This window comes from Rhodopirellula sp. P2, assembly GCF_028768465.1.
Classification (GTDB): domain Bacteria; phylum Planctomycetota; class Planctomycetia; order Pirellulales; family Pirellulaceae; genus Rhodopirellula.
Map to the genome: position 1 here is coordinate 3,465,600 of NZ_CP118225.1, position 13,020 is coordinate 3,478,619.

At 56.8% G+C, this 13,020-nt stretch carries 9 protein-coding genes and 1 pseudogene; 5 read left to right on the forward strand and 5 right to left on the reverse strand.

What is annotated here, in order from left to right; genetic code table 11:
• Positions 1-130: 130 nt before the first annotated feature.
• Entirely contained in the window at positions 131-292 is a 162-nt protein-coding gene (locus PSR62_RS12270; protein ID WP_274408023.1) for a hypothetical protein, read from the reverse strand.
• Between PSR62_RS12270 and PSR62_RS12275 the strand changes: the two genes are divergently transcribed.
• Both PSR62_RS12275 and PSR62_RS12280 read left to right on the forward strand, forming a co-directional pair.
• On the forward strand, positions 278-1,816 hold the full coding sequence (locus PSR62_RS12275) for a trypsin-like peptidase domain-containing protein (protein WP_338020168.1): 1,539 nt from the start codon (positions 278-280) through the stop codon (positions 1,814-1,816). The genes PSR62_RS12270 and PSR62_RS12275 overlap by 15 nt on opposite strands.
• Positions 1,817-1,818: 2 nt before the next feature.
• Positions 1,819-2,631 (forward strand): hypothetical protein, encoded by an 813-nt coding sequence (locus PSR62_RS12280; RefSeq protein WP_274408025.1) that lies wholly within the window; start codon positions 1,819-1,821, stop codon positions 2,629-2,631.
• A 34-nt stretch (positions 2,632-2,665) separates the two neighbouring features.
• Here PSR62_RS12280 and PSR62_RS12285 read toward each other — a convergent pair whose 3' ends face one another.
• Positions 2,666-3,163, reverse strand: coding sequence for a response regulator (locus tag PSR62_RS12285; RefSeq protein WP_274408026.1), 498 nt, complete (start codon positions 3,161-3,163; stop codon positions 2,666-2,668).
• Between the two features lies 1 nt (position 3,164).
• On the reverse strand, positions 3,165-3,689 hold the full coding sequence (locus PSR62_RS12290; RefSeq protein ID WP_274408027.1) for a hypothetical protein: 525 nt from the start codon (positions 3,687-3,689) through the stop codon (positions 3,165-3,167).
• A 428-nt stretch (positions 3,690-4,117) separates the two neighbouring features.
• Between PSR62_RS12290 and PSR62_RS12295 the strand changes: the two genes are divergently transcribed.
• Positions 4,118-5,887, forward strand: a complete 1,770-nt coding sequence (locus PSR62_RS12295; protein ID WP_274408028.1) for an alkaline phosphatase — start codon at positions 4,118-4,120, stop codon at positions 5,885-5,887.
• A gap of 123 nt (positions 5,888-6,010) precedes the next feature.
• Positions 6,011-6,997, forward strand: coding sequence for a Gfo/Idh/MocA family protein (locus PSR62_RS12300; protein WP_274408029.1), 987 nt, complete (start codon positions 6,011-6,013; stop codon positions 6,995-6,997).
• Positions 6,998-7,022: 25 nt separating this feature from the next.
• Here PSR62_RS12300 and PSR62_RS12305 read toward each other — a convergent pair.
• Positions 7,023-7,584 (reverse strand): annotated as a pseudogene (locus PSR62_RS12305) (RtcB family protein); the annotation flags it as partial.
• Between the two features lie 101 nt (positions 7,585-7,685).
• Complete coding sequence (locus PSR62_RS12310) at positions 7,686-8,960, reverse strand: hypothetical protein (protein ID WP_274408031.1); 1,275 nt, start codon at positions 8,958-8,960, stop codon at positions 7,686-7,688.
• Positions 8,961-9,415: 455 nt separating this feature from the next.
• On the opposite strand from PSR62_RS12310, the gene PSR62_RS12315 reads away from it, so the two are divergent.
• Entirely contained in the window at positions 9,416-12,949 is a 3,534-nt protein-coding gene (locus tag PSR62_RS12315) for a mechanosensitive ion channel domain-containing protein (RefSeq protein ID WP_274408032.1), read from the forward strand.
• The last annotated feature ends 71 nt before the right edge of the window (positions 12,950-13,020 follow it).

Sequence of the window (13,020 nt, forward strand, 5' to 3'; positions counted from 1 at the left end):
CTGGGGCTGGCGTTTGGATGGGACCACCTCGGTCACAATCTCGGTGTGGATGCCCCCCGCACGAATTCCATTCGCTCCACTTTTTTGGGAATTCTCTGCAGAAAGACTCAAGAATCGGCGGGCCGCCGATTCAATTGGGGTTGCCGTGGTTCCCGCTGATGTCCGACCATCGCGCGGCGGACACAAGGTCGTTCTCTTCGTCTCCAAGGATGGTGAGGAAGAGAACCACGATGCCTTGTGCTGATTGAACTTTTCCATCGTCCAAGGAGGGACGAGAGTGCAAACGACTCATCAACTGGCTGGCGTTCTCGATCGATCACGGCAAATTCGTTGGTTTGCTCAGCACCTCATGATTCAGTTCATGACTGCGTGCTTTGCTCTTTCGGCTTTGGCATCGTCCGCTTCGGGCAACGACGCTGTTTTGCTGGAGTTCTCTTCAGCTCAGTGCGGCCCGTGTTTGGCGATGAAGCCGGTCGTCTCCGAACTGATCGCTCGCGGTGTTCCTGTCCGCCAAGTGGACGTCAACAAAGAAGCCCATTTGACCCGCCGCTTCGGAATCCGCAGCACGCCAACCTACGTGGTGCTTCGGGAAGGCAAAGAAGTCACACGATTGCTGGGAGTTCAATCGGTGAGCGAACTTTCCGCCGCATTGAACCAAACCGCTGCTGGGCCGCTGATTCCGACACGCAGCACTTCGACGGAGCCGGCCTGGAACGAACCTCAAACCCGCTTGGCTCCCCTGACCTCCGGCCAAAACGCAGTCGATCGCAGTCCACGACGCGCGATTCGCAAAGAACGAGCCGACAGCGATTCAAACCCTGCGAACGATTGGCAGGCAATGAACAATGCTGCTGCACCGTCCGCTCAATTGGTGAGTTCACAAGACGCGGCGATGGAGCCCATGCCCAGCATGTCTCTGGCCGATGCGATCGAAAAGGCAAAGGCTGCGACGGTACGCCTGCGAGTGTTCGACGGTCGTGGATACGGTGCTGGTACAGGAACGATCATCGATACCAACGGGGATGAAGCCTTGGTGCTGACTTGCGGTCACCTTTTCCGTGACGGCGAAGGCAAGGACCGAATTGAAGTCGATTTGTTTGTCGCGGGCGAAGTTCGGACCGTCCCCGGACAAGTCGTCGACTACGACGCGGGCGACCGTGACATCGGCTTGGTCGCCATTCGACCCGGGTTCGCAGTGGAACCTGTGAAAGTGATTCAAGAAGGCGAGACGGTCAAAGTGGGACAAACCGCATTCAGCTTTGGGTGCGATCGCGGTGATGATCCCAGTCGCCGTGACACGCGCATCACGGGGGTCGACAAATACAATCAAAATCTTGGTGCATCCAACCTTGAGATCGATGGTGCTCCGATCGATGGCCGCAGTGGAGGTGGGTTGTTCGATGACCGTGGCGTGTTGATCGGTGTTTGCAACGCCGCTGACTACAAGTCCGATCTAGGGATCTACACAGGACCAGGTTCGGTTCACTGGCAGTTGGAGCGAATTCAGCTGGGACGTTTGTATCAAGGCAGTCCGGCGGCTCCTGTCAACAACCAATTGGCAGCGACGCAGTCTGCCCCAGCCTCACCCGCGAACCAATTCGTCAGCGAACCAGCACTCAATGCTCCCAGTCAGATCGGTGCCAACGTCGCAGCGGGAGCAGCCTCTTCGCCAGCCATGGGATCCGCCGGAACTGCGACCGAGATGATCGTGATTTTGCGGAATCCTGACGGTCAGCAACGCGAACAGGTGATGACGCTGAGCAGTCCCGATGCCGATCTGGTTCGGCAGATTCGACAAGCTGCGATGAGCCGATAGTGATGGCAGGTCGCGGCCTGCGATACACGCTTGGTATCCTATTTTGCCGCGTCATTCCGGCGTCGATCTTCCGGTATCGTTGCATGGAAATCGTGTGGCTCGACGATGTGTCAAAGATCGATGTGCCAAAGAACCAAGGGGCGAATCAGCGATCGGAAGAGGCTCCTCACCGAGTTCAGGTGGCTGAGTCATCCGATGAGCTTGCGAAGATCGAAGGTGTGACGCGATTTGATCGAGGCTCGTATCAGCGAAGTGCGGGCTCAGGCATTGCTTCCGATTCAGACGAGCCATCCCTTTCCGCGTACGGATTGGCTCGTGACACCGTTTCGGGATCCAGAGTCGGGGCAACCGAGTCGGCTCAATCCTTGAGTGAAATCGTTGGTGGCGTTTGGATCGCAACCGACCGATTCATCGAATCGGACCTGCATTTGCAAATCGACTTGGCCAAGCATCAACGCTGGCTTTTCGCGGCGAGGTTGTTGCCCGAGGTTCGCGGTCGCGGCGCCTACTCAATGCTGCTTCACGAAGTGCTGTCAGCAGAATCCCTGACCGGATCCGAAGCGGCCAGTGAAGTGCCTGCACGCGTTGAGGTGACGGAAGTGTGGGCGGCGATCAATCCAGTGAATCACCGCAGCGTGAGGGCCCATGCTCGATTCCGAATCGCGACCGCCGGTCGGATCCATGTGATTCGGATCGGACCACTGGCCATGGGTTGGCGAGGCGCAACGCCCGCTGGATTCCAATTGTCGTTGAATCCAAGCTGGACGATTCGTGGAACCGAGTTTCCGATTTTGATGCGGGTCACCAAGGTTTGAAGCGGATCGCGATCGCCCGGCCTGTCCACCGCGGCTAGACGCCCATCGTGCCGGATCGTGCCGGGCTGTGATTGCCTGCGGCGGCGGACACGGCGGCCTGTTGCAGGTGGATCATCAATTTCTTGTGGTCGCGAACGACTCGCAGGAACTCGTCTTCGCTGACTGGTTTTTGAATGTAGTCGCAGACTCCCAGTTCATCGCATCGAGTTCGATACGAAGCGTCCTCGCAGGCGGTCAACACCACGGTCGTGACACGCGCCGCGTCAGACTGCAGTTCACGCATTTCTTCCAGCACGTCGATTCCGGTGCCATCGGGCAGGATCATGTCCAGGAGCAGCAAGTCCAGGCGCGGAGCGCGAGCGAAGATGCCGGTTCGTTTCATGAACAAGATCGCTTCATGAACGCTGCGAACCAGCGTCAACCGGTGGTGCAGACCGCTTCGTCGCAGTGCATGGATCGTCACTCGCGCGTCGACCAAACCATCTTCGACCAACAGAATTTCCATTGGTTTGGTGCGTGAATCGCCTAGCATTCTACAACTCCCTTTCGATCAGTTCGGCTTCGAGACGTTCGTGACGGGTCATCTGACGTGTGAAGTGGGCAACTTGTTCGGCAAAGGTGACCACCGCCGATCGATCACAACCTCGATATTGTAATTCCTCGGACTGCTCCACGAGATCACAAAGGTCCAGGTACAGCCTTTGGTGCTGTTCGAGGGCCAATTGAAGCTGCTGCTGCACCTCTTCAAAGTCAGGTGAAGCATGGGCCAGTTGGGGGGTTGGCCCGACGGTTCTTAGGTAGCCGTAGGATTCCTCCAGGCCAAATTGAAAGGCAATCAGGTCTCTCAATTCACCGAGGGCTCGCACGAATTGCTTGATAAGAGCCTGGCTGGTCGTGTCGGCGTCCCAGTGTTCCGTTTCGCAGAGAGCTCTCAATTCACTGGCCGCCAGCCAGAGATTGGGATTGCTGTCCTTGATCTCTTGCAGGAAAGCCGCGTTGATCAGGATGGTTTGGGAGGTGTTGTCACCGTCCCGGACCGTCGCAGACGGGGCGATCATTGGTATCACCCTCCGAAGATCGGGTTTTGCGCTCGTCATGCCAGTGTCATTCCTCCGTGCTTTGGTGGCCCGTGCTCTGGAAGATCGTGCCCAGCAATCGAGTCCAGGGCAGAGACAGTGAGAGTACGACTGTGGGATCGCGTCGTCAAGGAATTTTGACAGGGGGGTGGCGTGGAATGTCACCTCATCACGGTTTGTCGAGGAGCAGAGTTCCCCTAATCGTTGCGGTTTGACTGAACTGGGACGTCCACTGGGGGAGACGCCACGATCATCTCTCAGGCAGCGATCGAATTCTGAGGACACTTCTGTACCGGTTCTTATTACGATCTTTGCCATCGCCCGGTTTGACGAGTGGACTTTTGAAGACATGATGTCACTTCGTCTGTTGCCCTGCCTCCCACGCCCTCCTTCAAAAGTTCCGTGAATCAATGATTTCGACGCGTTTGCTGCTCGTTGCTTGCTTGCTTTTTTCCTCGTTTGCAGGGCTGGCAGTCAGGCCCGTGGTTGCGGAGGAAACCGTTGGGACGATTCTTGAGAAGGCCAAGAGTTTGGTCGACGTCGATGATTCGAGAGCACCTGGCATGACGGCTTCAGGGGAGCCGATCGTCGATCCGATGCGAGACATGCAGTCCAACGCAATCAAGAAACAATCGGCACCTTGGGGGCATTGGGGCAGCAATCCCAAGAAGTACAGCACCTGGACCAACCACAGCAATCGGTTGGTTCCGCTCTACACGTTCGGCTTCACGCTGAATGAACTGCGAGAAAAAGGAAGCCTGTACAGCAACCCGGATCGCATGCGAGCGCACTTCGGACGCGTGGACGAAAAGTCTTTGAACCCCCACGCCAACTACCACGATCAGATCGACGTGCACGATTTGCAGATGGCGGCGGCGAAGGCGGGCAAACGGCATGTGATCCTGATGGTCTATGACGGAATGGATTGGCCAACGACGCGTGCGGCGGCTTTGTATCGCAATCAAAGCAATCGCTATGACACCGGCCGTGGGACGGGGTTGTTGTTCCAAGACTATCGCGGCGTGAAGACGGACTTTGCCTTCATCGTCACGACACCGTTTTCGTCGGGCACGAAGTTTGACGTCAACTCACAAAGCATCACGGCACCCCATTCGGTGTCCACCGGTGGCTTCTCCGCCGAGCATGGGGGAGCGAAGCCGTGGCATGAGCAATCCCGTCGTGAATATGTGATTGGACAAGACCGCTTGGTCCCGCACACGGTCGCTGATTCCGCTGCGACGGCAACCAGTTTGATGGCCGGCGTGAAGACTTACAACGGTTCGATCAACGTGATGCCCGATGGATCTCACGCGGTGCCAGTCGCTCAGAAATTACAAGCCGATGGCTTCAAGGTGGGGGCGGTGACCAGCGTTCCCGTCAGCCATGCCACCCCAGCAGCTTCGTATGCAAACAATGTCATTCGCCAGGACTATCAAGACATCAGCCGAGACTTGGTGGGGTTGCCATCCGCCTCCCATCGCAACGATCCGCTGCCTGGATTGGACTTGTTGATTGGCGGCGGATGGGGCGAAGGCACCGGGGCAGACAAATCCCAAGGCGAAAACTTCATGGAAGGCAACAAGTACTTTCATGAGTCGGATCGTGACACCTTGAAGAAGAACTACGCAGAAGGCAAACCTCATTCGTACGTGTTGGTCGAACGGACCGAAGGTCGTCCCGGCGCGGACGTGTTGCAAGACGCCACCGAAAAAGCAATCGCGGAAGACGCTCGCTTGATGGGCTTCTTCGGTACCAAAGGCGGACACCTGCCGTTCCAAACTGCCGATGGCAATTTCAATCCAACCTTTGATGTCAAAGGAACGGAACGTTACACCCAAGCCGATGTGATTGAAAATCCAACGCTGTCAGACATGACTCAGTCCGCCTTGCAGTTCTTGTCGGCTCCGGAAAAGGGCACCGACGAACGCTCCAAGTTCTGGTTGTTGGTCGAAGCTGGCGATGTTGACTGGGCCAACCACGCGAATAATTTGGATAGCAGCATCGGAGCGGTGCTCAGTGGCGACAAGGCCTTTGGAACCATCGTGAACTGGGTCGAGGAAAATGAGGCCTGGGACGATACCGCTGTGTTTGTCACCAGTGACCACGGTCACTTCTTGGTGCTCGAAAACGTCGACGCGATCAGCAACGCGGCCCAAAAAGCTGCCGCTGCGAACCGTTGATTCCGTGAGCTGTTTCGGGGCAGGATTGGTTGCATTGCAGTTGCATTCACTCAGCCTTCCCTCCCTCATCAAAGTTTCTTGCCCTGTTGCCGAGTCCGTCGGATCAAAAGGAAGTGAATCTCAATGACAATCCGCTGGGGACTGATCGGCACGGGTGACATTGCCCACAAACGCGTTGCCGCGGCGATCAAGGACGACCCGCGTTCCGAATTGGTCGCCGTTTGCCGGCGCAGCGAACAGGAACTGAACCGGTTTGCGGATCAGCACGGCGTTCCGCATCGATTCACCGACGCGGAGCAATTGATCGCATCGCCGGAAGTGGATGCGGTTTACATTGCCACGCCGGTCGATTGCCACTGCCCACAAACAATCGCGGCGGCGAATGCGGGCAAGCATGTGTTGGTTGAAAAGCCGATGGCGATCGATCCGGAACAATGCCAACGCATGATCACCGCCTGTGAAAACGCGGGGGTGACTCTGGGCGTCGCCTACTACCGGCGTTTCTATCCCGCAGTTGAACGGATCAAACAACTGATCGAGTCAGGGGCTTTGGGGCATGTGCTGTCGATTGCTTGCGTGACCGGCAACCCCAACCGGTTTCCTGCGGATGATTGGCGGGTGGTGCTTGCCCGAGGTGGCGGAGGGCCGTTGATGGACATTGGCAGTCACCGTTTGGATTTGTTCCTGTACTTGATGGGCAATGTCCAATCCGTTCAATCCAGTCGGGTCGATTCGCCTGACTATGAAGCCGAGCAAGTGGCGACGTTGTTGGTGCAATTCACCAGCGGAGTTCATGGCGTGTTGCAGTGTTACTTCGGCACCGTCAACGCTCCCGATCGCTTGGAGGTCATCGGAACCAACGGTCGGGTCACCATCGAAGAACTCAACGGCGACGAACTGATGTTGTTCACCGCGGACGGCGTCACGCGAGAATCTCATCCACCGGCGGAGAACCTGCACGCGCCCCTGATCGAAGACTTCACATTGTCGCTGGAGGAAAATCGCGAGCCGCAGGTCAGTGGTTTCCGGGGAAAACAAACCAACGACATCATCGAAATGGCTTACGCAAACGCCGACGATTCGGAAAGTGCCGCCGGCATTCGGGTTTGAGTCAATCGTCGGCGGGGGCACCGTCTTTGAGCACGAACTTTGAGGCGCCCTCGGTGGCAACTTGGAATCCAAGTGGGCCGTCGACACTACGACTTTTGGGAACATGTCGTTGACCACGACCTGCGCCGGTGGGAACTCGTTTCGCAATCGCTTGGATCAGGCGGCGGCGAATTTTCCAATCCGCGATTTCTTCTTCGGGCAAATCCGTTTGCAGCAAGCTCATGCTGCACTTGATATCGACCCCCACGGGACCGGGATAAACGTGGGTCGGAGAAACCATCACACAACCCACCGGCGCACCGTAGCCGACGTGGGCGTCCGGGTTCAGCACGACTTGCGAAACGCCAGGAGCCAGGCGACTGTTGATCGCTTGTTGAAAGGTTTGGCTTCCAAATGATTGCCGGATGGGATCGGTCCCGATCACGGTGATCGGCGAGCATTCTTCGCCGACAGGCAAGGTGGCCGTCGCGGGGCCGCTGATTTGCAGCATTTGGTGCGTGGTGTCCATTGCACTGGTCCTGTTGAGTTCTTTCATACGTTTGATTGAACAACAAGAGGACACGGGTTGCCAAAGGTTCGCAGCGAATCGATCGAACCCAAAGCAGGACCCAAAAGCAGGACCCAAAAGCAGGACCCAAAAGCAGGACCCAAAAGCAGGACCCAAAAGCAGGACCCAAAAGCAACCCGCTCAATCAGCTCGCGTGGGAAGCGTTCCCCGGAACAATTCGATCAGTTCTGTTTGGCGATTGAACAGATCTTTGGAGAGAGGTTGTTCGACTTTCGGCAAACGTCGGGGACGATCCCGTGCTTCGCTTTCAGTGGTGGCGATGGTTGGTTTCTCGCCCGGTGAGAGCTTGACATCAGCGTTTTCAAGTGGCGACCAGGATGGGGACGAATCAAATTCTTTGTTCGCCGCATCGGTCCCTGCTGACTCTGCCACAAACGACGCCGCTGCGACTGGGTGGGTGGACGCTTTGATTGGCGATCGGGGGGCGTTGGGCTCGGGAAGAGATGCTTTCAATTCGCTGAGTCGTGGCAGCTGATCAACAAAGCTTTCCAATGTTTTCAGGAGCGCCGAATCGCTGGGCAAGAACGTTGCGTTTTGACGCTGGGAAGGCTTCTGGCCATGCTCTTGTTGGGCCATTCTCACCAGTGGGCTTGCTGCGGGATCTCCCGGCACACAGTGCTTCAAGATTTCTCGTAGGTTGGCCTCGGTGATTCGACGGGTTGGACGACTGGAGTGAATCGGACGCATCAGCCGCAGATCACCGGCATCGGCACTCAGGCTCTGATCGTGACATTGCGCGCATCGGGCCAAGAGGATGGGTTGAATTCGTGCTGTGAAGGCATGCAGCAACCAAGAGTCCATGACCTCTTCGTGCAGTCGGTCGGTCGGCGTGGACTTCGGGGGAGCAATGGGCAAAGGTTGGTCCTCGTCGGTGCCCGTGGAAGACACTGCCGAAACTTGCGTTTCGGACATCTCGACGTAGCTGGCGTGCTGAACATCACTGGACGGAGAATCGGGTGAGTCCGGGCGGGCGATGTTCCGAAGTCGCGATTCGAGGTGTCGAGCTTCGGTGTTGTTGGGATCGATTTGATAGACGTCCATCAACTGCTGAACGGCTTGAGGATGCAGGCCTTGGTCGACGCACCAACGGGCAGCTGACAAGGCTCGCGGCAGCGGTCGTGGCGATGTTCTGGCGGTCAGCCATTCCTGGCGAAGTTCAAAGAGTGCCTCCAGGCTGTCTCTGGCACCAATCACTTCTTTGGCAGGGAGTCGGATTTCCGAACCGCCCTGACGGACGATGACGGATTCACCAGCGATCTGCACGTCGCCCCGGAGGACGCGGTCATTGCGAAGCAGGATGAAACCGGAGTGCTCAGCGGATGGGGCCGATGACTTGGAGTGCCCCAGCGAGTGGTTCCCTGCCGCGTTGTTCCCTGCCGCGGTGGATTGTGCCATGACGTTCTGGGATGGGGGGAACCAGCCGGTTACGAACCCGACCAGGGCGAGCCAACTGACGCACCACACGAGTAAATGTGCAGTGGCAAAACGCTCGGACGCAATGCGCCGAGGCACCCATCGACCTGCCGCGAAAAATTTTCGCGTTGGAACGGGGAGGAGTTCAGCGTGCGGGGAAAACTGGTTCATATTCGACGCAGCTACCAAATTTGGGGGCTCGGAGTCAACGCACGACCTTGGATTTTCAGTGCTCGGGCTGAAATGGCACATGATTTGACGGGCTCTGACACTGGCGTGTATTCCGCGATTGAGAACCTGCTCGGGAAAGAGGGGCTTTGAAACACGAGGACGCCTGAGTTTGGGCTTTCGGTCGTGGGCTGCTTTTCGTGACACTCGCTGGGCTTGTTTCAACGCAATTTTCAGTGCTCACCGACCCCTTGTTTCGACGATCCACCATGCTCCTTGACGGACCATTCATTCGCTCCGGTCGTTCTCGAACTGCTCGTCAGTCTGCGATTTCAAGGTCGCTTGGCTGGGGACTGGCGATTTGCTTCTGCGCAGGAGTTGCTGGCAGTGCAAATGGTCAGGGGGCTGCGCCGGACTTCCATTCATCGACCGTTCAAACGCCAGTCGCGCCGGAGCAGTCCATTCTGCAGGTCGCGGCTTACGCACCCTTTCAGGCCGATGACTCGTCGGGCACGGCCGCGACAGGCGGCGGAGCCACCGAAGCCCCCCCCAAGCCGAAGAGCGACCTCAGCAGCGTGGAAGCGGTTGCTGCGGAAATGGAATCCGTGAACAACGACGCGATCTTGGATCCGATGTTGAAGAATCGGTTGTTGGAGTCTTTGAAGAGTCTTCAGGCCGTCCTGACCGCGCGGCAGGAAGCCGGCAATCGCGTGGCCTCGTATGAAAAGTCGCTGCTGTCGATCGCAGAAGAAAAGAAACGTTACAAAACGCTGGCCGCGCAAGATGTCGTGGTCAAGCCGATCGAAGCGGATCGCTACATGGCGATTGAGCAAATTCAGCAGAAACAAGCGGAAGCCAGTCTCAGCTTGGATGCTGCTCGCAGCAAGTTGCAGAAAGTCGAGTCGGACATCACGGCTCGGAAAGAGACCTTGGAGAAGCTGCCTGAGCAAATTGTTCAGACTCGGAAGGAAATCGAAAAACTAGCTGGCGAAACGATCGGCGAAATCAACGATGATCCGGACGGACGTTTACGCCATGTTCGGGAGATCGAGCTGAAGGCAAAGCTGGACGAAGCACGCCAACGTTTAGCGGCCTATCAGCAACAGCAGACGCTCTTCGAATCGCAAGGCGACTTGTTGCCGTTGATGAAGACGGCGGCGGAAAAGGAATTGGCCGAAGCGGAAGCAAAGGCGCAAGCCTGGTCGGCAACCTTGGCGAAGAAACGACAAAGCGAAATCGGCAAGGATCTGAAAGATTTCAAACGGCAATTGGAAGCCAAGGGCGATGACCCCGAAGACTCCTTGATCTTATCGCTCCAAGAACGCTGGATACGGATCGCCGGCGAGAAAGATCGCATCAGCCGAACGCTCAATGATGAAAGTGCTGAACTCGACAAGCTGTCCGAACGCCGCACGAAAATTTCCAAGGACATCGAAGAGAACATTGCAACATCGGGAGGGTTGACCAGCACTTTGGGGGTCGAGTTGCTGTTGCTCAAGAACAAGCTCCCCTCCCTCACGCCAATCAATGCTCGCATTACCGAGCTGAGGCAGGATATCGAGAGCAACCGTGCACTCCAAACACAATTGGAACTGACTCTCGAGGGGATTCTGGACAACTCATCGATCGGGCTCTCGCTGGAGAACATCGAAGGCGTTTCGATGCCTCAAGGAAAACTGTCCGAAGATGAGATCCGGTTGGTCAACAAGTTCATCTCGGACTTGAGCGATTACATCGTTCAGATGGTCAGTCTGCAAAGCCAACTGGAACAAAAACAGAGGGTGGTACTGCATCTGACGTCGATCATCGATACAAAAATCGTCTGGATCAAAAGTCAGCCAGCATTTCGGTTGAACGACTTGGTGGTTTCTTGGCAGGTATTTCGCGCGATCGTTCATCCCGATAACTTGCTTCTCTTGGGACGCTGCGTGCTCAAGGGGCTGCTCAATCGTCCGGAGCTGATCGCGATCGCATTGATTGCGATCTTCACCATTCTTTACGCTGGGGCACGCTTGCGTCGACGAATCGCGACCCACGGGGAACGTGCCCGCAGTCGTCAAAGCGTCTCTTTGAAACCCACTTTGGCGGCGACATTGTTGTCGTGGGCGTTGGTGCTGCCATTGGTTGGATTGCTATGGATCCTCGGGGACGCGTTGCTGGCGTCGGGTGCCAGTGAAGCGATTGTCCGGGCAACAGCCAAGGCGTTTCATTTGGCGGCTGTGGCGGTGACTCCGATTGAGTTGTTGCGTCAATGTCTGCGTCGGGAAGGCTTGGCGGTGGCGCACTTTGGGGCCGATGAGACGTCGATCGGCCCCTTGCGGAAATGGTTGCGATTGATGATCGACATCGGCGTGCCACTTTTGATTTTTTACGGCATCGCGGAGAACCTTGGTCGCTGGCAAGCGGCTGCGGCGCTGAGTCGCGTGATGTTGGTGCTGGGGATGATTCTGGTCAGCGTGGTTTTGTGGCGATCGTTTTCACCCGCCACCGGAGTCTTTTCCAAACACATTCAGCTCAATCCAAACGGATGGATGTCTCGGCTGAGGTACATCTGGTTCGGATTCATTCTGGTCGTGCCACTGGCCCTCGCGTTCATCGCTTTGATCGGCCTGAGCAGTGGGGCGCGTGTTTTGGTTGAACAACTCTATCTGACGCTGTGGCTTTGTTTGCTGACTTACTACATCAGCGGATTTGTTAACCGTTGGTTGCTGACCAATCGCCGTCGATTGACGATGGCCGTTCACCGAGAACGCTTGGAAGAATCGGAACGGTTGGGTGCGGGCGGAGTCGAGATCGAACCGAGCACTTCGATGGAAGCCTCGGAAATCAATGCTCAGACAACTCGATTGTTGCAGACCATCCTGTTCATCGTGGCTTTGGTCGGTGTCGCGTTGGTGTGGTCGCCGGTGTTGCCCGCGGTCGAGTATTTGGACCAAGTCAAATTGGGGTGGACCACCACCGACGCTGACGGCAACGTTTCGCCGGTCACGCTGAAGAACATTGTGTTTGCGATCCCGATCATCGTGTTGACTTGGGTGTCGGTGCGAAACTTGCCCGGTTTGATTGAAGGCGTGTTGCTGGAACGGTTGCCGTTGGACAAACCGGCTCGGTACGCGATCACGACGCTGGGAACCTACGCGTTGATCACGTTTGGCATTCTGATGACAGCCAAGGCGCTCGGGTTGCATTGGCAGAACATTCAGTGGCTGGTTGCGGCGCTGGGCGTCGGACTCGGGTTCGGATTGCAAGAGATTTTTGCGAACTTTGTCAGCGGTTTGATTTTGTTGTTCGAGCAGCCCATCCGCGTTGGCGACGTGGTCACGCTCGGCGACACCACCGGTGTGGTGGCACGGATTCGAATTCGGGCGACCACAGTGACCAACTGGGATCGCCAGGAATTGGTGATCCCCAACAAAGATTTGATCACCGGGCGGCTGGTGAACTGGACTCTGACCGACAGCACCAACCGGATTGTCGTCAACGTGGGAGTTGCCTACGGAAGCGACACCGAAGTCGCTTGTGAATTGCTGCGAACCATTTGCGATGAGCACCCCAAGATCTCGAAGGATCCCGGACCGGTGGTGACATTCGAGGGCTTTGGGGATTCGACCCTGAACTTGGTTCTCCGGTGCTATCTGGCGACGCTGGATGATCGTTTGAAGACCATTCACGAGCTTCACACGGAAATCAACAAACGCTTCCATGCGGCGGGTTTGGAAATCGCTTTCCCACAACGCGACTTGCATCTGCGTTCCTTGCCACCCGAATTGATGGAACGGCTGGGTGCGTCCCAAAGGAGCTGATCAGTCTGGCCCAGAAATTCTTCCCTCTCCTTGGCCAGCGGATTGGGCGGGCGATGCCAGGGAGTGGCCGC